This is a genomic window from Oryzomonas rubra (assembly GCF_008369015.1).
Classification (GTDB): Bacteria; Desulfobacterota; Desulfuromonadia; order Geobacterales; family Pseudopelobacteraceae; genus Oryzomonas; species Oryzomonas japonica.
Map to the genome: position 1 here is coordinate 161159 of NZ_SRSD01000004.1, position 21972 is coordinate 183130.

21 protein-coding genes are annotated in these 21972 nt (G+C 63.1%); 10 read left to right on the forward strand and 11 right to left on the reverse strand.

Going from position 1 to position 21972, the window contains the following annotated elements; all coding sequences use genetic code 11:
* Positions 1–12: 12 nt before the first annotated feature.
* Entirely contained in the window at positions 13–198 is a 186-nt protein-coding gene (locus tag ET418_RS07975; protein ID WP_149307072.1) for a hypothetical protein, read from the reverse strand.
* A gap of 179 nt (positions 199–377) precedes the next feature.
* On the opposite strand from ET418_RS07975, the gene ET418_RS07980 reads away from it, so the two are divergent.
* Complete coding sequence (locus tag ET418_RS07980; RefSeq protein ID WP_149307073.1) at positions 378–575, forward strand: hypothetical protein; 198 nt, start codon at positions 378–380, stop codon at positions 573–575.
* Positions 576–662: 87 nt separating this feature from the next.
* Here ET418_RS07980 and ET418_RS07985 read toward each other — a convergent pair whose 3' ends face one another.
* The 8 genes from ET418_RS07985 to prmA form a co-directional block, all read right to left on the reverse strand.
* Complete coding sequence (locus ET418_RS07985; RefSeq protein ID WP_149307074.1) at positions 663–1997, reverse strand: DUF512 domain-containing protein; 1335 nt, start codon at positions 1995–1997, stop codon at positions 663–665.
* Complete coding sequence (locus ET418_RS07990) at positions 1997–3085, reverse strand: AI-2E family transporter (protein ID WP_246152986.1); 1089 nt, start codon at positions 3083–3085, stop codon at positions 1997–1999. The genes ET418_RS07985 and ET418_RS07990 overlap by 1 nt, the downstream gene beginning before the upstream one ends.
* 46 nt (positions 3086–3131) lie before the next feature.
* The gene (gene hfq / locus ET418_RS07995; RefSeq protein WP_149209068.1) at positions 3132–3356 is read right to left on the reverse strand and encodes an RNA chaperone Hfq; all 225 of its coding nucleotides are present in this window, start codon (positions 3354–3356) and stop codon (positions 3132–3134) included.
* A gap of 17 nt (positions 3357–3373) precedes the next feature.
* The gene (miaA, locus tag ET418_RS08000) at positions 3374–4303 is read right to left on the reverse strand and encodes a tRNA (adenosine(37)-N6)-dimethylallyltransferase MiaA (protein ID WP_149307075.1); all 930 of its coding nucleotides are present in this window, start codon (positions 4301–4303) and stop codon (positions 3374–3376) included.
* A 24-nt stretch (positions 4304–4327) separates the two neighbouring features.
* Complete coding sequence (mutL, locus tag ET418_RS08005; RefSeq protein ID WP_149307076.1) at positions 4328–6169, reverse strand: DNA mismatch repair endonuclease MutL; 1842 nt, start codon at positions 6167–6169, stop codon at positions 4328–4330.
* 112 nt (positions 6170–6281) lie between these two features.
* Positions 6282–6866: a hypothetical protein gene (locus tag ET418_RS08010; RefSeq protein WP_149307077.1), complete on the reverse strand. Its 585-nt coding sequence runs from the start codon at positions 6864–6866 to the stop codon at positions 6282–6284.
* A gap of 29 nt (positions 6867–6895) precedes the next feature.
* On the reverse strand, positions 6896–7642 hold the full coding sequence (locus ET418_RS08015) for a 16S rRNA (uracil(1498)-N(3))-methyltransferase (protein WP_149307078.1): 747 nt from the start codon (positions 7640–7642) through the stop codon (positions 6896–6898).
* Positions 7639–8571, reverse strand: coding sequence for a 50S ribosomal protein L11 methyltransferase (gene prmA, locus ET418_RS08020; RefSeq protein WP_149307079.1), 933 nt, complete (start codon positions 8569–8571; stop codon positions 7639–7641). Before prmA ends, ET418_RS08015 begins: the two co-directional genes overlap by 4 nt.
* Before the next feature lie 209 nt (positions 8572–8780).
* Between prmA and glmU the strand changes: the two genes are divergently transcribed.
* The 4 genes from glmU (at position 8781) to ET418_RS08040 (ending at position 16298) form a co-directional block, all read left to right on the forward strand.
* A complete protein-coding gene (gene glmU / locus ET418_RS08025) occupies positions 8781–10154 on the forward strand; it encodes a bifunctional UDP-N-acetylglucosamine diphosphorylase/glucosamine-1-phosphate N-acetyltransferase GlmU (RefSeq protein WP_149307258.1) in 1374 nt (457 codons plus the stop codon).
* 37 nt (positions 10155–10191) lie between these two features.
* A complete protein-coding gene (locus ET418_RS08030; RefSeq protein WP_149307080.1) occupies positions 10192–12309 on the forward strand; it encodes an EAL domain-containing response regulator in 2118 nt (705 codons plus the stop codon).
* 3 nt (positions 12310–12312) lie between these two features.
* Positions 12313–15174, forward strand: a complete 2862-nt coding sequence (uvrA, locus tag ET418_RS08035; protein ID WP_149307081.1) for an excinuclease ABC subunit UvrA — start codon at positions 12313–12315, stop codon at positions 15172–15174.
* A gap of 191 nt (positions 15175–15365) precedes the next feature.
* Positions 15366–16298, forward strand: coding sequence for an ROK family protein (locus tag ET418_RS08040; RefSeq protein WP_246152987.1), 933 nt, complete (start codon positions 15366–15368; stop codon positions 16296–16298).
* Between the two features lie 77 nt (positions 16299–16375).
* On the opposite strand, the gene ET418_RS08045 is transcribed toward ET418_RS08040, so the two are convergent.
* Together ET418_RS08045 and ET418_RS08050 are read right to left on the reverse strand one after the other, a co-directional pair.
* On the reverse strand, positions 16376–17206 hold the full coding sequence (locus tag ET418_RS08045) for a flagellar motor protein MotB (RefSeq protein WP_149307082.1): 831 nt from the start codon (positions 17204–17206) through the stop codon (positions 16376–16378).
* Between the two features lie 75 nt (positions 17207–17281).
* On the reverse strand, positions 17282–17857 hold the full coding sequence (locus ET418_RS08050; protein ID WP_149307083.1) for a TetR/AcrR family transcriptional regulator: 576 nt from the start codon (positions 17855–17857) through the stop codon (positions 17282–17284).
* Between the two features lie 220 nt (positions 17858–18077).
* On the opposite strand from ET418_RS08050, the gene msrA reads away from it, so the two are divergent.
* From msrA to ET418_RS08075, 5 genes are read left to right on the forward strand one after another with little or no spacing between them, the layout of a single operon-like run.
* Positions 18078–18653 (forward strand): peptide-methionine (S)-S-oxide reductase MsrA, encoded by a 576-nt coding sequence (msrA, locus tag ET418_RS08055; RefSeq protein ID WP_246153005.1) that lies wholly within the window; start codon positions 18078–18080, stop codon positions 18651–18653.
* 37 nt (positions 18654–18690) lie between these two features.
* On the forward strand, positions 18691–19239 hold the full coding sequence (gene msrB, locus ET418_RS08060) for a peptide-methionine (R)-S-oxide reductase MsrB (RefSeq protein WP_218043381.1): 549 nt from the start codon (positions 18691–18693) through the stop codon (positions 19237–19239).
* Positions 19236–20795: a mercuric reductase gene (locus tag ET418_RS08065; RefSeq protein ID WP_246152988.1), complete on the forward strand. Its 1560-nt coding sequence runs from the start codon at positions 19236–19238 to the stop codon at positions 20793–20795. The genes msrB and ET418_RS08065 overlap by 4 nt, the downstream gene beginning before the upstream one ends.
* Positions 20792–21217 (forward strand): thioesterase family protein, encoded by a 426-nt coding sequence (locus ET418_RS08070; RefSeq protein WP_149307086.1) that lies wholly within the window; start codon positions 20792–20794, stop codon positions 21215–21217. The genes ET418_RS08065 and ET418_RS08070 overlap by 4 nt, the downstream gene beginning before the upstream one ends.
* A 14-nt stretch (positions 21218–21231) precedes the next feature.
* Complete coding sequence (locus tag ET418_RS08075; RefSeq protein ID WP_149307087.1) at positions 21232–21933, forward strand: TVP38/TMEM64 family protein; 702 nt, start codon at positions 21232–21234, stop codon at positions 21931–21933.
* Positions 21934–21972 lie beyond the last annotated feature (39 nt).

Genomic DNA, 21972 nt, shown 5'->3' on the forward strand with positions numbered 1-21972 from the left:
TAATCTGCCGTTTCAGCAGAGACCCGCAGCGATGGAGTTGTCGATAACCACGCCCTGCGGGCTGTCGGGCAGATTCATGGGGCGGTGGCAGGCACCGCAGTAGGCGCCGGTGTGCAGCCGCGCCCAAAGGACGAGGTTTTCCGTGTCGCACCAATCGCAGCACCAGTAGTAATAGTCTTCATCGAGTCGAATTTTCATGGCGAGTCTCCTTTGCATGTTTATAGCAACCTACATACAGGCGGATTGTTACAGACATGTGGAGAGAGGACAACATGTAGGCAATTTTACGGCATGGCGGCCGGACAAAGGCGGGGCTTGCAGAGTGCCCCCCTGGGGGGATAAAATATATTCAGGAAAAGAGAAAAGGGGGAAAGGCCATGAAAACGAAACAATACGATCAGGTCTGCTACTGGACCGAGCAGCGCGAAGAACACGTTCCCCTCCGCAACCTGAAAAACGGGCAGCTCGGATACTCGTTCGGCTGCACCTACGAAGGTGAAACCGTTCAGGTACGACTTGAAAACGGTGAACTGGATTCGTGGGAGCGCAAGGAATGCGCCGAGGTCACCCACTGAACACTTGGTAACGATCATCCCAAAGGCCTGCCGCACGGCAGGCCTTTTTCGCGGGCGCACTCCCCGCGGACGTGTTTCCGGCAAAGGTCAGGGAGATGCTGGCGCAGAGTTGCCTGCACCTAAGCGGGCCATCTGCCGGAGCGCCCGGTAGCAGCCGCGGGGCGTGCCGTCGAAGGTCAGCACCGGGCGGCCGAGGCGCCCCTGCAACTCCTCCAGGGGCACATCGTCCAGAAACAGCCCCTCCCCCTCCTTGAGCATCACGTCCGGCACCAAAAGCCCCGCACCGATCTCCACCCCCTCAAGCGCCGCCATGATGTCGTTACCCGCCACCAGGCCGCTGACCGTCACGCTTTCGCCGAACAGGCGGTTTTTCACCGCCAGCGGTACGATCCGGGCGCCGGTCCGCTCCTCCAACCGGGCCAGGAATGCCCCCACGAAGCCCACGGCCGAGACGCCGGTCACCACCGTGACCCGCAGGTCGCCCACCGGCCGGGCCGTTCGCAGCACCTGTGCGGCGTCCCGCAGGAACAGGGGCACCATGCCGACCCCGTTCTCTATCTGGGGGAGGTCGCCGTACTCCCGCAGCGGGGGAAACGGAACGCCTCCCTTGAGGTAAAACTCGTCGGCCAGGAAGAGAAACGGCTCGCCCAGACGTTTTTTCAGGGCCTTGGCCCGCGGCCCCCAGGTAGTGACGAAGGCCCGGGCATAGTCGGTATCCACCGGCGTGAGCTGCGGCAGGCGCCCACGGTGGCGGGTCAACCCCAACGGCACGACGGCCAGGGATTGCACCGCAGGGTAGAGTCCCGCAAGATCGTCGACGGTCCGCTCCAACTCAAGACCGTCATTGAGGCCGGGGCAGAGCACCACCTGGGTGTGCATGCTGATGCGCGCGGCGGCCAATTCCCGCAACTGGTCGAGGATGGGTGGGATGCCCGGCCGGCCCAGCAACTGTTCGCGCAGCGCCGGGTTGGTGGCATGGACGGAGATGTACAGGGGCGAGAGGCGCTGGTCGATGATGCGGGCCAGTTCGGGAGCCTTCAGGTTGGCCAGGGTGACGTAATTGCCGTTGAGGAAGGAGAGGCGGTAGTCCTCGTCCTTGACGTAGAGCGGCTTGCGCAGCCCGCGGGGAAGCTGATGGACAAAGCAGAAAACGCAGTTGTTGCGGCACCGGGCCGGTTCCGGGGCCGGGAAGGTGAGCCCCAACGGCTCCCCCGGCTCCCGTTCGATCTCCAGCTCCCAGACCTCGCCGTCCGGCTTGGCGACCTCCAGCAGCAGTTCGTCGGCGGCGGCGGTGTGGTAGCTGTAATCGATGATGTCCCGCAGGGGATGATTGTTGACCGCCAGTAGCCGGTCCCCCGGCTCCACCCCCATCTCCTCGCAGATGGAGCAGAGTGTGACCGTTTCGACGATAAGCCCGTTCATCATTGCCCCCGGTAGAAGTCGGATTCGCGATACCAAGCTGCCAGAGAGCGCAGGAATACCTGTAGCACGGCGGTAACCGGCACGGCCAGCAGCATCCCCATGAGGCCGAACATCTGCCCCCCGATCAAGAGCGCAATGATGGCCACCAGGGGGTGCAGGCCGACCGTGTCCCCCACCACCTTGGGGGTGATGACCGTCCCCTCCAGGGTCTGGACCAGGCCGAACCACCCCAGGCAGAGCAGGGGATGGAGGATGTCGTGGAATTTGAGCAGCGCCATGGCGACCGACAGACAGATGCCGATGATGGTGCCCACGTAGGGGATGATGAAGGTGATGCCGGCCAGGGTGCCGATGGCGATGGCCAGGTCGATGCCGATGAAATACAGGCCAATGCTGTAGAGCACCGCCAGGATGGCGCAGACCGATAGCTGGCCCCGGATGAACCCGCCCAGCACCCTGTCGATTTCCCCAAGCTTTGCGTTGTAAGCCCGGTGGTGGCGCTCGGGGACAAACGACTGAACGAACGCCTTCAACCGGGGCAGGTCGGCCAGCAGGTAGAAGAGATAGACCGGGATGATGAAATAGCCCAACAATGCCAGGATGAGGGCGACCGTGGAAGAAAACGCCTCCCGCAGGAAATTCAGGAGCGGCTTGGCGATGTCCGGTGCCACGCCTTTGGCCTGGGTCAAGACATCATTCAGGCGTAGCGAGAGCTTGTCCGGGGTCTCTACCCCCAGGTAGGACTTGACCGCCGCCGGGGTGATCTCGTAGAGGTGCTGGGCATAGGCGGGCAGGTTGAGCTGCATGTTGGAGAACTCGCTACCGAGGGAGACGACGAAGAACACGGCGATGCCGACACAGATAACCAGCGCGGTGGTGAAGACGACCAGGATGCTGGGGATGCGCCCTACCCCTTTCCGCTCCAGGAATATCACCGCCGGGTTGAGCATGTAGGCCAGGGCAAAGGCGATGAACAGTTGCAGGAATACGGAGGACGAAAAATAGAGGATGACCGCAGCCAGGGCCGCGAGGGACAGGGCCGTTGCGAGAAGGAGCTTTGTACTCTTGTTCATGGGAACCTGATTCATGATACCGTCTCCGGGGATGCGACGCCCCCGGAGACGGTTGAACGGATTATTGGTGCAGCCGGAAAGCGCCGTCAGCCGAGGTGATGGTGGATATGGCATGTTTATAGATAAGGATGTCGCCGTTGTAATCCAGCAGCACGGAGAAGTTGTCGAACGACTTGATGTGGCCTTCCAGCTTATCGCCCGACATCATGGTAACAACCACGCGGACACGCTCCTTACGGGCCTGATTGAGGTACTGGTCCTGAATGTTGAAGGGTGCTTTTGCCATGAGGGGCGTTCCTCCTGTTATTCAAAAAATTCAATAGCATGCTGTAAAATACTAGCAAACTTTCCCGGATATTCAAACCATAATATATCCGGGTCGGCATTGAACCACGTCAATTGGCGTTTGGCATAGCGGCGCGTGTCCCGTTTCATGATCTGCACGGCCTCATCCAGGCCGCATTCTCCGGCAAGATACGCGGCCGACTCCTTATAGCCGATGGCCCGCATGGCTTTCAATTGGCGGTCATACCCCTGAGTCAAGAGCCCCTGCACCTCTGCCACTAACCCCGCCGCCAGCATCTGATCAACCCGGGCCTCGATACGTCGATAGAGCTCCTGGCGGTCGATACGGATGCCGATCTGGAGGCTGTCGTAACGCCGGGCACCAAAGGCATGTTCCTGCTGGTGGCGGGAGAGGGGGACGCCGGTCAGGCTGTGCACCTCCAGGGCGCGGATAATGCGCACCAGGTTGTTGGGATGCATGCGCGCCGCCAATTCCGGGTCCACCTGCCGTAACCTGTCCAGCATGGCCTCGTTGCCCAGCTGCGCGGCCTCTTCCTGCAACGCCTTCCTGACAGCACCCGCACCGCTAGGGGAGTCCACCAACCCCTTGAGCAGGGCGCGAATGTAGAGCCCGGTACCGCCAACCACAATGGCCCGCTTGCCGCGGTTGGTGATGGCGCGGATGGCCTCGTCGGCGGCCTCGGCGAAATCGGCGGCGGAGAAGAGACGGTCCGGTTCCGCCACGTCGATCAGGTGGTGGGGCACGCCGGCGCGCTGCTCCGGCGGCGGCTTGGCGGTGCCGATGTCCAGGCCGCGATAGACCTGCATGGAGTCGGCGTTGACGATCTCGCCATCCAGTTCGCGGGCCAGGCGCAGGGCCAGTTCGCTCTTGCCCGAGGCGGTGGGACCGACGACGACCAGTATCTTGGGCCTGTTGTGAGGATTCATGATTACATACCCGTTGGCAGGGGGTCAGGTCCGCTTGAAGATCTTTTCCAGCTCCCCCAGGGTGATGGTGTGGGATACGGGCCGGCCGTGGGGGCAGCTGGCGGCAAAGTCGGTTTCGTCCATGGCCCGCAGCAACTCAGTGATCTGGCGGTTCTCCAGAGGGTGGAAGCCGCGCACCACCGAATGACAGGCGATGCGGGCCAGCAGGTCGTCGATGGCGCCGTCGAAGGCGGCGCTGGTCCCCAGTGCGGCAAGTTCGGCCAGGATGTCCCGCACCAGCTGCATGCCGTCCCGGCCCGTAGCCAAGCGCGGCAGGGCGGCAACGATAACGGTGGTGCCGCCGAACGGCTCAAGGTCGAAGCCGATCCGGGCGAGGTCCTCGCGGAAACGTCCCACCACGGCCGCCTCCCCAAAAGAAAGCTCCAGGGTCTCGGGAAAGAGCAAACGCTGCGACTCCACCCCGCCGGCCCGGAACTGCTGCCGCAGGCGCTGGTAGGCGACCCGCTCGCTGGCGGCGTGCTGGTCGATGATCACCAGTTCGGCGCCTGACTGGCACAGGAGGTACTCCCCGTGGAACTGACCGATGATCGCCAGTGCGGAAAAATAGCCCGCGGATTCCGCCGACGCGGGCTCCGGCTGGAACGGTTCCGCCGGTTCCCGGACCGAAACGGGGGTCTCGGGGGGAGCAACGGCAGCAACCGGCGTGGTACACGTGCCGTCTCCGGAAGCGGAGGCAAGGGGAAAGGACGAACGCGGCGGTTGCTCCACAAACCGCAGGGATGCCTGAGCCGCGGCGGCGATCCGCTCGCGATAGGCCTGACCGGTGGGAGGAGCGGCCTGTGCCGGGGGGGCCGGTTCCTGACGGTGCGCCAGCCAGGGGGAGCGGCGCAGTACCCCTTCCAGGGCAGCCTGGAGGGCGTCGTGCACGGCGGATTGGCGGCGGAAGCGCACCTCGTGTTTGGTAGGGTGGACGTTGACGTCCACCTCGCCCGGGGGCAGTTCGATGAACAGGGCCAGGATCGGATAGCGGCCACGGTCAATCACGCCCCGGTAGGCTTGCATGATGGCGTGCTGCACGACCTTGTCCCGCACGAAACGGCCGTTGATGTAGGTGAACATGGCCGAGGTGGTGGAGCGGACAGACTGGGGGCCGGAGATGAACCCCGTGACCGTGATGCCCCCCTCGGTGCCGGCGACCTCGTGGAGAGCGGCAGCGGCGTCCTTGCCCACGGTCTGGGCGATGCGTCGGCGCAGGTCGCTGCGTTGCACCCGCAGCATCTCCCGGTCGTCGCTGGCCAGCCGGAAGGCCACCTCGGGACGGGAAACGGCCATGCGGGCCACCGTGTCCCCCACGTGTCCCGTCTCGGTCTCGGCGCTGCGCAGGAACTTGAGGCGTGCCGGGGTGTTGAAGAACAGCTGCTCCACGCTGATGACCGTGCCGGGGGCCATGCCGCAGGCCTTCACATCCTTGACCCGCCCCCCTTCCACGATGATCTCGGTCCCCTCCAGGCTGCCGGCTTCACGGGTCGCCAGCCGGAAACGGGAGACCGAGGCGATGGAGGGGAGCGCCTCGCCGCGGAATCCCAGAGTCAGGATGCCGTCTAGGTCGCTGTCGGTTCTGATCTTGCTGGTGGCGTGGCGTTCCAGGGAAAGCAGGGCGTCCTCCCGGGACATGCCGTGGCCGTTGTCCGTGATGCGGATCAGCCGCCTCCCACCCGCGGCGATCTCCACGGAGACATCGCTTGCGCCGGCATCCAGGGAATTTTCAAGCAACTCCTTGATGACCGAGGCAGGCCGTTCGACCACCTCGCCGGCGGCGATCTTGTTGGTGATGGTTTCGGGAAGGATGGCGATGCGTTGGGACACGTGAAGACTCCGGGGAAGCGTTTTTCACTCGGGATTGCATTACGGATACGTCAAAGCCCGTCCGCCCTGATATGAGGGGGAACGGGCCCTGGGACTGCCGCGGCGTAACGGGCTACTTCTTGGTACCGCCGAACAGGCTGCCGAAGTCATCTTCACGGGGCTTGCTGCCGCCCTTGTCGTCGCTGGCGGAACCAGGCGTGTCGTCCCAGGAAAAATTTTCCAGATCGAACTCGTCGTTCGCGGCAACGGCAGCGGGCTTGCCTGCCGGCGCGGCAGTGCTCTTGTGCGGGGTCGTCTCCAACAGACTGGAGAAGGCGTCTTCTTCGGCCTTGGCCTGGGCCGACTTCTGTTCCTCGCCGAAGGAGAGGTCGCCGAACCCCGTCCCCAAGGAATCGCCCGGCTCGTCATCGAAGCTGAAGGGGTCATGGACGGCACCGCCTCCCTGGGACGACGCTTCCGGCCCATCATCGCCCAGGTCGAAGGAGAAGATATCTGCGGTCATATCCGTATCCTCCGCCGAGTGATTGTCTGCGAGAGCCTCGCTCGCCATGGACCGGGCCATATCCGTCCGGGCCGCGAGGGGCAGCACCATGGCCTTGAGCCCGTAGGTCGCCTTATAGTCGGTGAGATCATTGAGGCACTTGGGGCAATTATCATTGTACTCAAAGCTGTTGTATCCGCACTTGGGGCATTTCATCGGCGGCTCCTTGCGACCTGTAATTCTCGTTACTGAGTATCCCAAATATACTGTAAAATTGCGGTAATGGCAATAGCGGCGGTTTCGGTCCTCAGAATCCGGTTTCCCAGGGAAACCGGCAGGTACCCCTGCTGGAGAAACTGCTGCACCTCAAGGGGGTCGAAGCCCCCCTCCGGCCCCACAGCCACGATGACTGAGGCGGGACAGGCCCGGTCGGCAAGGGCCGCCTTCAGGCCCTGTTTCCGCTCCCCCTCCCACAGCAGCAGGCGGAGTTCCTGGGAGGTGGAGCCGGCCGCCTCGGCCGCCGACGGCGACCAGGAAACGCCGGGAATGGAGCGCCGATTGCACTGGCGGGCCGCCTCGGCCGTTATCCGCTGCCAGCGTTCCAGCTTGGCGGCGAGCTGTTCCTCGCGCACCCGGGCCACGGAACGCCGACCGCCGAACAGGCTGAAGTCGTGAGCCCCCAACTCTGTCCCCTTCTGGAGAATCAGATCGATCTTTTCCCCCTTGGGCAGGGCCTGGCAGATGGTGATCCGCGCCCCCCCCTCTCCGGCCGGGGCCGCCTGACGGGGAGCCTCGACCCTGACGGCGACCCACTCCCGGGACACCTGGTCGATAACCCCCTGGTGCTCGTTGCCCGCCTCGTCCACCAGGGTCACGCCATCACCGGTGCCGAGCCTCAGCACCCGTACCATGTGGTTGAAGAGATCGCCATTAAAGGAGGCATACCCGTCCCGGATATTCCGGGACGATACCATGAAGCGCCGCTGGCTCATGCCGGTGCGGCATCCTTGCTGTAGAGCATCGCCACCCACTCCCCCTGGTGCGCCGTTTCCCGGTAGACCAGGGGCTGGGCCGCGAACCCGTTGCGCACAAAGGCCTCCTTCTCGGCCAGGATGCCGGACAGGATCAGCACGCCGCCCGCGGCCAACCGCTCCGTGAGTTGGGGGGCCAAACGGACCAGCTCCTCGGCCAGGATGTTGGCCAGGATGACGTCGAAGGGGCCAGCCAGGGATTCCAGGGGGGTCGCGCTGCACTCGATCCGCTCCGCCAGGCCGTTGATCGCCATATTTTCCCGCGCCACCTCAACCGCATCCGGGTCGATGTCCACGGCGCAGATGCGGCCCGCGCCCAGGCGTGCTGCGGCCATGGCCAGAATGCCGGAACCGGTCCCCAGGTCCAGCACCGAGGGGGGAGGGGCGACCGGGCGGCCAAGCAGGACCGTTTCCAACTGCTCCAGACAGAGCCTGGTCGTCTCGTGCCCGCCGGTGCCGAAGGCCATGCCCGGGTCCAGACTGAGGACGATATCATCCGGCCCGGCCTCCGCCTCCTCCCAAGACGGCACGATCAAAAGCCGCCGGCCGACACGGAGCGGTTTGAAGTTGACCTTCCAACTCGTGCTCCAATCCTCGCTTTTCACCGTCGTAACGGCAGGCTTCCCGATGGCTGCGCCGGGGTTGGCGGCGGCCAGGTCATCCAGAAAGGCCGAGATCTCGGCCACGCGGGCAGCCATATCGTCGGCGGCGCTAAAATAGGCCTTGACGGTCATGAGCGGACTGTGGGTTATTTCGGAAGGGGAGAAGGCATCAACATTCAGGTTTTCGACGCAGACGCCGGCGCCCGAGACGCCGGCCAGGTATTCGGCCAGGATATCGGCAAGTTCGCTGGGCAGCTCGCAGGCCACCTCCAACCAGGTATCGTTCATATACGTCAGGGACTCCTCGATTATTTTCACGTTATTTCGGAAAGTTAGCAGAACAGCCCGTCATTGGCAATAAAAATTAGGCCGCGGTTCCGGACAATGAGACCTCCAGCCGGAGTACACATAGAATACTTGACGGCGTATCCCGCATCACATAAACTGTACGGTCAGGCGTTGCATACCCCTTTCAGAAATCGGGAGCATTAATGCAGATGGATAACGTTGCCGCAATCATCCTTGCCGCAGGTAAGGGAACCCGTATGAAGTCCGGCCTGGTAAAGGTCCTGCACCCGGCGGCCGGGAGGCCGATGATCGATTACCCGGTAACGGCGGCCCGGACTGCGGGCGCGACCCCGGTGGTGCTGGTGGTCGGGCACCAGGCCGAGGCGGTGCAGGAGCATTTCCGCGCCGCAGAGGATATCCGCTGCGTGATCCAGAAGGAACAACTCGGCACCGGCCACGCCGTGGCCTGCACCCGTGAGGCGTTGGCCGGTTTCGACGGCACGGCGCTGATCCTGTGCGGAGACACCCCCCTGTTGAGGGCGGAGACCCTGGAAAAACTGATCGGGTTCCACCGCGCCCAAAGAGCGGCGGTGACGGTCCTGACCGCCACGGTGAAGGATCCCTCTGGTTACGGCCGGATCGTGCGCGACGACAGCGGAGCGGTGCTGCGCATCGTCGAGCAGAAGGATGCCGCCCCGGAAGAGCAGGCCCTCCGCGAGATCAACAGCGGTATCTACTGCATGGATGCGGCCTTCCTGTTCGAGAACATCGGCAGTATTGGCAGCGACAACGCCCAGCAGGAGTTCTACCTGACCGACCTGGTGGCTGTGGCCGTCCGCAAGGGGCTGACCTGCCTGGCTCTGTGCTGCGACGATGCCGAGGAGATCATGGGGGTCAATGATCGCAGCCAGTTGGCCGAAGCGGGACGCATTCTGCGCCGACGCACCAACCGGGAACTGATGCTCTCCGGCGTGACCATCATCGATCCAGACCAGACCTACATCGACGATGGTGTCGCCATCGGCGCCGACACCATCGTCCACCCCAACTGCCAGATCAACGGGAGAACGGTCATAGGCTCCGGCTGCGTGATCGAAAACGGCGTCACCATCTCCAACTGCCGCATCGCCGACAACTGCCATATCAAGGCGGGATCAGTCCTGGAGGATTCGGAACTGCACGAGGCGGTAGCCGTGGGTCCCATGGCGCATCTGCGTCCCGGAACGCTGCTCTACGCCCACGTCAAGATCGGCAATTTCGTGGAGACCAAGAAGGTCGTCATGGGTGAAGGCTCCAAGGCGTCCCACCTGACCTACCTGGGTGATGCCGAGATCGGCCGCGACGTCAATATCGGCTGCGGCACCATCACCTGCAACTACGACGGGGTCAACAAGCACCGCACGGTCATCGGGGACCAGGTGTTCATCGGCAGCGACGTCCAGCTCGTGGCCCCGGTCACCGTGGGGCGCAACTCCCTGGTGGCGGCCGGGACGACCGTCACCATCGACGTGCCGCCCGACTCGCTGGCGATCTCCCGTGTACCGCAGGTGAACAAGGATGGCTGGCGGCTGAAGAAAAAATAGTCCCCACAGGGTTCCACGGGTGACGAAGAGAGAGCGCATGACGGGATCGCCTTACACTATAAAGGCCGGAAGCACCATCCTCATCATTGAGGACGACATCGCTTTTGCCGAACTGACATCGGGCACCCTCCAGGAGCACGGTTTCAAGGCCATTGGGGCGACCAGCGGCCAGGAGGCCATGGAGCTGCTCTCCGCCACGATCCCTTCCCTGATCATCCTCGACTATTCCCTCCCCGACATGACCGGTATCGCCATCCTGGAGCAGATCGCCGACCGCGGGCTTTCCGTCCCGTTCATCATGGTAACCGGCCGGGATGACGCCTTGCTGGCGGTTCAGATGATGAAGACCGGCGCCTGCGACTACCTGTTGAAAGACACCAGTTTTCTGGACCGCCTGCCGGCGGCGGTCCTGCGAACCCTCCATGACGCCGAAACCCGCGAACGGCTGCTCCGCGCCGAAGAGTCCCTGCGCCAGAGCGAGACCCGCTTGGCGCGCGCCCAGAAGATCGCCCGCATGGGAAGTTGGGAATGGAATCCCCTGACCGGGGAGACCTACTGGTCCGACGAGTTGTACCGCATCTTCGGGTTCACCCCCGGCGAGCCCCACCAGGTGGAGATGGAGTGGTTCATCAACCTCATCAACGAGGCGGACCGTCCGGCCTTCAAGAAGGCCATCACCAACGCCGCCCGGCAGTGCCAATCGTTCAGCCTGATCTACCGCATCAAATCGTGCAACGGCGACGAACTGGTCGTCAACAGCCAGGCCGAGGTGGAATGCGACAGCGAAGGCAGGGCCCAGCTCGTCTCCGGTACGACCCTCGACATCACGGCCCGTATCAGAGCCGAGAACGAGATCCAGCAACTGATCAACTACGACACCCTGACCAGCCTTCCCAACCGCACCCTGCTCAACGACCGCCTCAGGCACGCCATTGCCCAGGCGTTGCGGGATCGCCAGATGGTCGGCGTACTGTTCCTGGATCTGGACCGCTTCAAGGGGATCAACGAGACCCTCGGCCACCGGGCCGGCGACAAGCTGCTCAAGACCATCGCCAAACGCCTCAAGGCCTGCGTCCGGGAGACCGATACCCTGGCCCGCATCGGCGGCGACGAATTCGCCGTCGTCCTGATGGGCGTATCCAACGAAGAGGTCATCACCGCCATTACCAAGAAGATCCTGGGGCTGATCTCCGAGCCGATCTGCATCAACGGCCATGAGATCTACACCACCGGCAGCATCGGCATCGCCGTCTACCCCATGGACGGGGAGGACGGTCCCACCCTGCTCAAGCATGCCGACCAGGCCATGTACCAGGCCAAGGAGCGGGACGGCAACAACTTCCAGTTTTTCTCCAGCGAGATGAACATCAAGGTGCTGGAGCGGATGATGCTGGAAAACTCCATGCGCAAGGCCCTGGAACGCGAGGACCTCTTCCTGCTGTACCAGCCCCAGGTGGATACCCGCACCGGGGAGATCACGGGACTGGAGGCGCTCCTGCGCTGGAGGCACCCCGACATGGGGGTGATCGTCCCGGACAAGTTCATCTATCTGGCTGAGGAAACCGGCCTGATCATCCCCATCGGTGAATGGGTCCTGCGAACCGCCTGTTTCCAGGCAAAGGCATGGCAACAGCAGGGCTTCCCGCCGATGCGCATGGCGGTCAACCTGTCGGCCAAGCAGTTCGCCCAGAAGGACCTGAGCGGGACCATCGCCGCCATCCTGTTGGAAAGCGGGCTCGACCCTGACTGGCTGGAACTGGAGATCACCGAAAGCACCATCATGAAGGACCCGGACAGCAACACCCGCATGCTGCAGAAGCTCAAGGACATGGGCATCAGCCTGGCCATCGACGATTTCGGCACCGGCTACTCGTCCCTCTCCTATTTGAAACACTTCCCCATCAACCGGCTCAAGATCGACCGCATGTTCGTGCGGGACATCGCCATCAACCCGGACGACGCCGCCATCGTGGAGATCATCATCTCCATGGCCCACACCCTCAAGCTCAGCGTCACTGCGGAGGGGGTGGAAACACGCCCCCTGATGGAGTTCCTCGCCTCCCGCAACTGCGTCGAGATGCAGGGCTACCTGTTCTCCCGGCCGGTCACGGCCGAAGAAATCACCACTATCCTCGAAAACGGACTGAAATACTGACCCATGGCACACTCCAGCATAATCGTCAAAGGCGCCTGCGAGCACAACCTCAAGTGTATCGATGTTGAAATCCCGCGGGACCAGTTAGTCGTCATCACCGGCATCTCCGGCTCGGGCAAATCCACCCTGGCCTTCGACACCATCTACGCCGAGGGGCAACGCCGCTACGTGGAGTCCCTCTCGGCCTACGCCCGCCAGTTTCTGGAACAGATGGAAAAACCGGACGTGGAGTCCATCGAAGGGCTCTCCCCGGCCATCTCCATCGAGCAGAAGACCACGAGCAAGAACCCCCGCTCCACCGTGGGAACGGTCACGGAGATCTACGACTACCTGCGCCTGCTGTTCGCCCGGGTCGGCCATCCCCATTGCACCTCCTGCGGCAAGGAGATCACCTCCCAGACCGTCTCCCAGATGGTGGACCAGATCATGGCGCTGCCCGCCGGCGCCAAGTTGACCCTGCTGGCCCCCATGATCCGGGGACGCAAGGGGGAGTACAAGAAGGAACTCAACCAGTTGCGCAAGGAGGGCTTCACCCGGGTCGTCATCGACGGGACCCTGCGGGAGTTGGCCGACGAGATCGAACTGGACAAGAAGAAGAAACACGACATCGACATCGTCATCGACCGCATCGTGGTCAAGGAGGGGGTCCAGCGCCGCCTGGCCGACTCCCTGGAGACCGCCCTGCACCATGCCGAAGGGGTGGTGAAGGTGGAGACCGTCCTGCCGGCTACGGATGTACCGGACGAGGACGGCGGCAAAAAGCCTCCCAAGCCGGTCACCCACATCTTCTCCGAAAAGCTGGCCTGCGTGGATTGCGGCATATCCTACCAAGAGGTCACGCCGCGGCTCTTTTCCTTCAACAACCCCCACGGCGCCTGCCCGGACTGCACCGGCCTGGGCACCCGCATGTACTTCGACGCCGAACTGGTGATCCCCAACCCGGAATTGTCCCTGCGGGAAGGGGCCATCGCCCCTTGGGAAAAACGGCTTTCGGGCTGGTTCCACCTGATCCTGGAGGCGCTGGCCAAGGCCTACAAATTCGACATCCGCACCCCCTTCAAGGATCTGCCCGAGCAGGTTCGGGACGTGATCCTGAGCGGTTCCGGGGGCAAGAAGATCGAGTTTTGGTGGGAAGAGGACGGCGGACGGCGCCATACCTACCAGAAGGAGTTCGAGGGGGTGCTGAACAATCTGGAGCGACGCTGGCGCGAGACCGAATCGGACGCATCCCGGGAAGAGATGGAAAAGTACATGAACGTCATGCCGTGCCCCACCTGCCAGGGGGCGCGCCTGCGCCCCGAGGCGCTGCACGTGCTGGTGGGGGGGCGCACCATCCGCGACGTCACCGCCTTCTCCATCCGGGACTGCCTGGCCTTCTTCGAGGGATTGGCGCTCACCGACAAGGAGAAGGAGATCGCCCGGCGCATCCTCAAGGAGATTCGCGAGCGCCTGTCGTTCCTGGTGAACGTAGGGCTGGACTACCTCTCCCTGGACCGCACCTCCGGCACCCTCTCCGGCGGCGAAGGGCAGCGCATCCGCCTGGCCACCCAGATCGGCTCGTCCCTGGTGGGGGTGCTCTACATCCTGGACGAGCCCTCCATCGGCCTGCACCAGCGGGACAACGCACGCCTGCTGGACACCCTCAAGCATCTGCGCGACCTGGGCAACACCGTCCTGGTGGTGGAGCACGATGAAGAGACCATCCTGGAGGCCGACCATCTGATCGACATGGGGCCGGGGGCCGGGGTCCACGGCGGCGAGGTGGTGGCCCAGGGCACACCGGCCGAGGTCATGAAGGACCCGAAATCCCTCACCGGCAGATACCTGTCCGGTGAGTTGTCCATCCCGGTGCCGAAGAAGCGCCGCAAGGGCGCCAAGCACTTAAAGATCATCGGCGCCTCCGAGAACAACCTGAAAAACGTGGATGTGGAGATTCCCCTGGGCATCATGACCTGCGTGACCGGCGTCTCGGGCTCGGGAAAATCGACCCTGGTGATCGACACCCTGTACAAGGTGCTGAGCCAGCGGCTCTACCGCAGCCGGGAGAAGGCCGGCGCCGTGAAGGACATCCGCGGTCTGGAACACCTGGACAAGGTCATCAACATCGACCAGTCGCCCATCGGCCGCACCCCGCGCAGTAACCCGGCCACCTATACCGGCGTGTTCGGCGATATCCGCGACCTGTTCTCCAACCTGCCCGAATCCAAGCTGCGCGGCTACAAGCCGGGGCGCTACTCCTTCAACGTCAAGGGGGGGCGCTGCGAGGCCTGCTCAGGGGACGGCATCATCAAGATCGAGATGCACTTCCTGCCGGACGTGTACGTGGAGTGCGAGGTATGCAAAGGGGCGCGCTACAACCGGGAGACCCTGGAGGTGCTCTACAAGGGCAAATCCATCGCCGAGGTGCTGGACATGACCGTTTCCCAGACCTTGGAGTTCATGGGGGCCATCCCGCGCATCAAGAATAAGCTTAAAACCTTGGAAGAAGTAGGTCTGGGCTACATCAAGCTGGGGCAGTCGGCCACCACCCTCTCGGGGGGCGAGGCCCAGCGGGTCAAGCTGGCCAAGGAGCTTTCCCGCCGCGCCACCGGCCGCACCATCTATATCCTGGACGAGCCGACCACCGGTCTGCACTTCGAGGATATCCGCAAGCTCTTGGAGGTGATCCAACGCCTGGTGGATACCGGCAACACCATCGTCATCATCGAGCACAACCTGGACGTGATCAAGACCGCCGACCACATCATCGACCTGGGCCCCGAGGGAGGCGACCGGGGTGGCGAGATCATCGCCAGCGGCACCCCGGAACAGGTGGCCAAGGTGACCAAGTCCTACACCGGCCAGTACCTGCGCAAGATGCTGTAGCAGGTTGTTGAAAAACAGCCATCTCGCCGCTGTCCTCGAAAGCTCCTTTGTGCGGCGTAGCGCTGCTACGCCTCCGCGGGGCTTTCTGCGGGTGCGACGATCTGACTATTTTTGAACAACCTGAATTTTTCAATGCTAACCGTTGCGGCGTCGCTCACCGTTTATCTTGTACATAGTTGGCGTCAACATCCATGACAAATAACCACACCATGATGACCTCTGCCTCTGAACAGACGCCCTTCCGTATCGGCATCGACCTGGGAGGCACCAAGACCGAGGCGCTGCTCCTTGCCCCCGACGGTACGGTCCTGTTCCGGGAGCGCCGGGCCACGCCCCTTGACCGGGGCTATCCCGCCGTAGTGGCAACCGTGACTACGGCCATCCGGGAAGCCATGGCCTTTGTTCCGGCCGGTGCGCCCTGCACCGTGGGGATCGGCATCCCCGGCTCCAGCGACGAGCGGACCGGGCTGGTGCGCAACGCCAACTCCACCTGTCTCATCGACAGGCCCTTGCAGGGGGACCTGGAACGGCAACTGGACCGGGCCGTGGCCCTGTGCAACGATGCCGACTGTTTCACCCTGGCCGAGTGCCGTCAGGGAGCGGGGCAAGGATACGGGCTGGTATTCGGGGTGATCATGGGGACCGGCTGCGGGGGCGGGATCTGCATCGACGGACAGGTACGCCAGGGGCCGCACCGCATCGCCGGGGAATGGGGGCACCTGTCGGTGGACCCGGCCGGGGCGGCGTGCTACTGCGGCAACCGGGGGTGCGTGGAGACGAAGATCAGCGGCTCGGGGGTCGAGGCGGCCTTTGCACGGGAGTACGGCGAGCGCCTGTCCATGGAGCGGATCGTGGCCGGCGCCCGTGAGGGGGAGCTCCATTGCCGCGCGGCCTTTGACCGTTTCTTGGACGACTTCGGCCGTTGCCTGGGGGGACTGATCTCAATCCTCGACCCGGACGCCGTGGTTCTGGGGGGCGGCCTGTCCAACATCGTCGAACTCTACACCACCGGCATCGAACGGGTGCGACGCTACGCCTTCCACGACGACCTGGCCACCCCGATTCTGAAGAACCGCCTGGGCGACTCGGCCGGCGTCTTCGGTGCAGCCTGGATCGGGGTATAAAGCTTAGCCGGAAAGGTCTTTCGTAATCGCGGATAAATGGGATGAATGTTGTAAAAGACGCGCAAGTTACAAAAGAATCAGATGCCGTTACCTGTAGCCGCCCTGTCCACCTGCGGTTTTCCACTACTTACCGGTTCACCCGCCTCGCCCCCGGACGACAGCATCACGATATCGACTCGCCGGTTTTTGGCCCGGCCTTCCGCAGCCCCATTGTCGGCCACGGAACGGTATTCGCCGTACCCCGCCGCCGACATCGCGGCCGGATCGAAGCCGTAGGAATCGACCAACTTCTGGAGAACATTGGTGGCGCGCATCGTTGAAAGCTCCCAATTGGAACGGAACTGGCCGGTGTGGATCGGTACGTTATCCGTATGTCCCTCGATCCGATAGGGGTTGGCGTAATGGGACAGGGATTGGGCGATCACGCTGAAAAGCTCCTCAGATCCCGCCTTGATCCGGGCGCTGCCCGAATCGAAGAACCCCGCCTCCTTGAGACTTACCACCAGCCCCCGGCGGGTGATATCGATGCTCACCTTTCCCCTATTGCCGCTCTTCGTCAGGTAGGCATCCAGGGATGCCTTGATCGTCCCGAAATCCTTCTCCATCGCATAGGCGCGCTGCTTCCCCTGGGCTTGGCGCTGCTGCACCGGCAAGCTTTGGGGTTTGATGCTCGGAACGATGCTGATATTCCCGGAATCGATCACCACCGGCTTTGCCCCGAGGGACGCTTTGGAGTACCCGAAGGACTCCCGCAGCGACTCCGCCACCTCTTCAACCTTCTTCTTATCGGCCAGGGACATGGCGTACAGGACCACGAAGACCGCTAAGAGCAGCGTCAGCAGATCGCCGTATGAAACCAGCCAGCGTTCATGATTCGGGTGCTTTTCCGGTTCCCGCTTCAATGCCATGACAAAAATTCCTCGCAGCGTGATTAGGAGTGAACGTTCACTCCTAATCACGGTAAAAAAATAAGTACTCTATTACTACTGCCGGATCGCATCCCAACAGGTGGTGACCACCGTTTCGATAAGTTGGTCGTCCAAAGGAACAAAGCCCAGGAGATGCTCCCGTGCAACGGTGAATAACGGCCCGAACAGCAGGGAAAAGAGCATCATCAGGGGAAGATTCTTTACAACCTGCTGTGCCGTTCCGTCCTGAAAGAGGACCATAAAGACATCGCGATACTCTGTACGCTCCAAAAGTCGTTCCCTGCGGAATGCGCCACCGTAGGGCGAGATGTGGAACTGTTCGAAATAATGGAATTCCGCCGGATTGTGTATGAAGTAGGAGAGCACTCCGACTCCGAGATGGAGGAAGCGCTCCCTGACGGGACGTTCGGACCGGTACCCCTCCAGGATATGAGCCATGAGCCGTTCTTCGATCTCCAGGTAAATCTCGTTGATCAGGACATCCTTGTTCGCAAAATAGCGGTAGATGGTCCCGGCCCCCACATTGGCCCTGGCTGCGATCGCGGCTATGGGGGCGTCATGGAAACCAAACTCGGCGATGAGTTCCATCGTCGCACGCACTATCTCGTCACGCTTTTCCGATTTTGCCATGGGCTGCCTTTTTACGGAATGAATGCTCCGTTTTCAGTTAATTACAATTAACCGACACTGTCAAGGCGTTTTTATCTGCCGACAAAATATACCGTGTCCACGAAACAGGATAAAAGAGGTATAATTACACTTAAGAAATCAGCGACCGAATCCGGAGAAAGGATCTGCACAGATGAAACGACCATTACAATTGGCACTGATCGGGCTCGTGCTGGCCTTCATGCTCATCCCGGCCTCTGGTGTGGCGGCAAGTTCAGCCCCGGCCCAGGAGAAGGCCACCTTTGCCGGCGGCTGTTTCTGGTGCATGGAACACCCCTTCGACGAACTGCCCGGGGTGATCTCGGTGACCTCCGGCTATACGGGCGGCCAGACCAGAAACCCGACCTACGCAGAGGTCTCCGCCGGCGGCACCGGCCATGCCGAATCGGTGCAGATCGTCTACGACCCGTCCCGGATCGGCTACGACAGGCTGCTCACGGTCTACTGGCACAATATCGACCCCACCGTGAAGGACCGCCAGTTCTGCGACAGCGGACACCAGTACCGTAGTGCCATCTTCTACCACAACGAGCAGCAGCGCCGGCTGGCCCAACAATCGAAAGAGGCCTTGGCACGGAGCAAGCCCTTCCGGGAGGCGATCGTGACCGAGATCACCCCGGCCGGTCCCTTCTATCCGGCGGAGGGGTACCACCAGCACTACTACAAAAAGAATCCGATCCGTTACAAATTCTATCGCACCAGTTGCGGCCGCGACAAACGGCTCAAAGAGTTGTGGGGCGGCTCGGCGGGACATTGAGTATGCGACCGCTACCCCACAGCACGGGAGGTAATCCATGAAACGGCATCACATCCTTCTGGCCGCCATCGCCATCTTTTCGATGGTCGGCGCATGCAGCAACGGCGGCGGCACGCCGGCGGCCACGACAACCGCGGCCGGGACCTCCCGGGTCCGCCTCTACTCAGTGGCCCAGAAAGGCTATATCATGAGCGACAAGGTCATCAAGAGCGAGGCCGAGTGGCGCAGGCTCCTCACCCCGGAGCAGTACCACGTCACCCGGGAACAGGGGACCGAGCGGGCCTACACCGGCATCACCTGGAACAACCACGAGAAGGGGATTTACCGCTGTATCTGCTGCGGCAACGACCTCTACAGCTCGGACACCAAGTATGAATCCGGCACCGGCTGGCCCAGCTTCTGGGAACCGGTCGCTCCGGAAAACGTGACCCTGCGGCCGGACAACGGCCTCTTCACGAAACGCACCGAGGTGGTATGCAGCCGCTGTGGGGCGCACCTGGGGCATGTCTTCGACGACGGCCCCCAGCCGACCGGGCTGCGCTACTGCATGAACTCGGCAGCCATGCAGTTTGTCAAAACGCCGTGAGCGGGACGCCGGCCATAGCGCCCGACACCCCGGAGAACCGGGAACTGCGGGATAATGTTCACCCCAGCGACTGGATCAACCCCCAGCCGGGGGGATGCTACAACCTGGTGGTGATCGGCGCCGGGACCGCAGGCTTGGTCTGCGCCGCCGGGGCGGCCGGTCTGGGCGCCAGGGTGGCCTTGGTGGAGCGGCACCTCATGGGGGGCGATTGCCTCAACTACGGCTGCGTCCCGTCCAAGGGGCTTATCCGCGCGGCGCGGGCTCTGTTCGACGCGCGCAACGGGGCTCGGTTCGGTGTCAGGGGGGGTGAGGTGGTCGGCTTCGACTTCGGTGCAGCCATGGAGCGGATGCGGCGACTGCGCAGTTCCTTGAGCCGACACGATTCGGCCCGACGGTTCCGCGACGAGTTGGGGGTTGACGTCTTCATGGGCGAGGCCCGCTTCGTCGCCCGCGACCGGGTGGCGGTGGGGGACCAGGAACTGCCCTTCAGGAAAGCCGCCATCTGCACCGGCGGGCGGGCGGCCGCGCCGCCGATCCCGGGGCTGGCCGAGGCCGGGTATCTGACCAACGAAACCGTGTTCTCCCTGACCGAACTGCCGCCGCGCCTGGCGGTGATCGGCGCCGGCCCCATCGGCTGCGAGCTGGCCCAGACCTTCTCCCGCTTCGGCAGCCGGGTGACCTTGATCGAAACGGCCCCCCGGATCATGGGACGCGAGGACCGGGATGCGGCCGAAGTCCTGCAGAACGTCCTGATGCGCGGGGGGATTGACCTGCTGACGGGAACAACGGTCCTGGCCGTGGAACGGCGGGGCAGCGATAAGGTACTGCGCCTGGAACGGGACGGCGCGGAAACCGAGGTTGCGGCGGATGCGATCCTGGTAGGAGTCGGTCGCGCCCCTAACGTGGAGGGGCTGGGGCTGGAGGCGGCTGGCGTGGCCCACGGACCGGGAGGTGTGGTGATCAGCGACACCTTGCAAACCTCCAATCCTCGCATCTATGCCGCCGGCGACTGCTGTTTCCCCTTCAAGTTCACCCACACCGCCGATGCCCTGGCCCGCATCCTGATCGCCAACGCCCTCTTCATGGGGCGACAGAAAACATCCAGCCTGGTCGTCCCGTGGTGCACCTACACCGACCCTGAGATCGCCCACGTGGGGTTGTATGAACGGGACGCGCGGGAGCGAGGCATCCCGGTCTCTACCCTGACCGTGCCCCTGACAGAGGTGGACCGGGCCGTGCTGGACGGCGATACGGAGGGTTTCGCCCGGGTCCACCTGCGCACCGGCACGGACAGGATCATCGGCGCCACCATCGTAGCCCGTCACGCCGGGGAGATGATCAATGAATTTTCCCTGGCCATCACAAGCGGCCTCGGCCTGGGGGCCATCGCCCGGACCATCCATCCCTACCCGACCCAGGCCGAGGCGATCAAAAAGCTGGCCGACGCCCATAACCGCACCCGCCTGACGCCGTTCCTCAAGAGGGTGCTCGGCGCCTGGCTGCGCTGGCAGCGGGGCGGCAGTTGCTACGCTATCAAAAGAGGTGAGAAACCATGAAAACAACACTTACGGCGGGACTGGAACATACCTTCAGCTATCGCGTGCCGCGGGAGAAGACCGTCCCTTTCCTGTACCCCGAGTCGGACCTGTTCCGTGAAATGCCCGAGGTCTTTGCCACCGGCTTCATGGTCGGCTTCATGGAATGGGCCTGCATGGAGGCCCTGCGTCCCTATCTGGACGAAGGAGAGCGGACCCTGGGCACCATGATCAACATCACCCACCAGGCGGCCACTCCTCCCGGCATGGAGGTGACGGCGCGGGTCCGCTGCATCGAGGTGGACGGGAAACGCACGGTGTGGGAGATCGAGGCCCGGGACGAGGCGGATGTCATCGGCACGGGGACCCATGAGCGCGTAACCGTCAATCTGGACAAATTCAGCGCCCGGGTGGCGGCAAAAGGCAAGGCAACAAAGGGCTGAAGGAGTACGCGGCCATGCGGTGGAAAAAGCTCCTGATCGCCCTGGCCGGAGGGCTCGGGGTGGGCCTGTTCCTCTGGTTCGACTTGGGACGCTTCCTGACCCTGGAGGCCCTCAAGGCCAACCGCCAGAGCCTGATGGCATACCATGCCTCCCATAGGGCCCTCATGGTAGCAGGCTTCATGGCGGTCTACATCATCCAGACCGCCCTCTCCCTCCCCGGCGCAGCCGTCCTTTCCCTGGCTGCCGGCGCCATCTTCGGCTCGATCATGGGAACAGTCTACGCAAATAGTGCCGCCACCATAGGCGCCACCCTGGCCTTCCTGGTGACCCGCTATCTGCTGCGCGATGCGATCCAGAACCGGTTCGGCACAAGACTGGAAACCATGAACCGGGAGTTGGAGACCCGCGGCTTCAACTACCTGCTCTTTCTGCGGCTGGTGCCGCTGTTTCCCTTTTTCCTGATCAACCTGGCGGCTGGCCTGACCCGTCTGCCGCTGCGCACCTTTGTGCTCGGCACCATGATCGGCATCATCCCCGGCGGCTTCGTCTATGTCAATGCCGGGGCCAGCCTGGCCGGCATCACCTCGCTCTCCGGCATCGCCTCACCGCGGGTGCTGGGCTCGTTCGCCCTCCTGGGCCTGTTCGCGCTCCTGCCGGTGCTGTACAACCGACTGAAGGCGGGTAGAACCCCTCCGAGTCCTCCCCCTGAAAGCTAACCATGTTATTTTTATTGCGTTTTTATTTCCGGCGTCTTA

Bases quoted from the DNA above. Each gene is read 5' to 3' on its own strand.
- ET418_RS07985 (WP_149307074.1), bottom strand. From the start codon at position 1,997: ATGAACGGGCTTATCGTCGAAACGGTCACACTCTGCTCCATCTGCGAG.
- ET418_RS08030 (WP_149307080.1), top strand. From the start codon at position 10,192: ATGACGGGATCGCCTTACACTATAAAGGCCGGAAGCACCATCCTCATC.
- prmA (WP_149307079.1), bottom strand. From the start codon at position 8,571: ATGAACGATACCTGGTTGGAGGTGGCCTGCGAGCTGCCCAGCGAACTT.
- ET418_RS07980 (WP_149307073.1), top strand. From the start codon at position 378: ATGAAAACGAAACAATACGATCAGGTCTGCTACTGGACCGAGCAGCGC.
- uvrA (WP_149307081.1), top strand. From the start codon at position 12,313: ATGGCACACTCCAGCATAATCGTCAAAGGCGCCTGCGAGCACAACCTC.
- ET418_RS08045 (WP_149307082.1), bottom strand. From the start codon at position 17,206: ATGGCATTGAAGCGGGAACCGGAAAAGCACCCGAATCATGAACGCTGG.
- msrB (WP_218043381.1), top strand. From the start codon at position 18,691: ATGAAACGGCATCACATCCTTCTGGCCGCCATCGCCATCTTTTCGATG.
- ET418_RS08075 (WP_149307087.1), top strand. From the start codon at position 21,232: ATGCGGTGGAAAAAGCTCCTGATCGCCCTGGCCGGAGGGCTCGGGGTG.
- ET418_RS08010 (WP_149307077.1), bottom strand. From the start codon at position 6,866: ATGAAATGCCCCAAGTGCGGATACAACAGCTTTGAGTACAATGATAAT.
- glmU (WP_149307258.1), top strand. From the start codon at position 8,781: ATGGATAACGTTGCCGCAATCATCCTTGCCGCAGGTAAGGGAACCCGT.
- ET418_RS08040 (WP_246152987.1), top strand. From the start codon at position 15,366: ATGACAAATAACCACACCATGATGACCTCTGCCTCTGAACAGACGCCC.
- hfq (WP_149209068.1), bottom strand. From the start codon at position 3,356: ATGGCAAAAGCACCCTTCAACATTCAGGACCAGTACCTCAATCAGGCC.
- ET418_RS08015 (WP_149307078.1), bottom strand. From the start codon at position 7,642: ATGAGCCAGCGGCGCTTCATGGTATCGTCCCGGAATATCCGGGACGGG.
- miaA (WP_149307075.1), bottom strand. From the start codon at position 4,303: ATGAATCCTCACAACAGGCCCAAGATACTGGTCGTCGTCGGTCCCACC.
- ET418_RS08050 (WP_149307083.1), bottom strand. From the start codon at position 17,857: ATGGCAAAATCGGAAAAGCGTGACGAGATAGTGCGTGCGACGATGGAA.
- ET418_RS07990 (WP_246152986.1), bottom strand. From the start codon at position 3,085: ATGAATCAGGTTCCCATGAACAAGAGTACAAAGCTCCTTCTCGCAACG.
- ET418_RS08070 (WP_149307086.1), top strand. From the start codon at position 20,792: ATGAAAACAACACTTACGGCGGGACTGGAACATACCTTCAGCTATCGC.
- msrA (WP_246153005.1), top strand. From the start codon at position 18,078: ATGCTCATCCCGGCCTCTGGTGTGGCGGCAAGTTCAGCCCCGGCCCAG.
- ET418_RS07975 (WP_149307072.1), bottom strand. From the start codon at position 198: ATGAAAATTCGACTCGATGAAGACTATTACTACTGGTGCTGCGATTGG.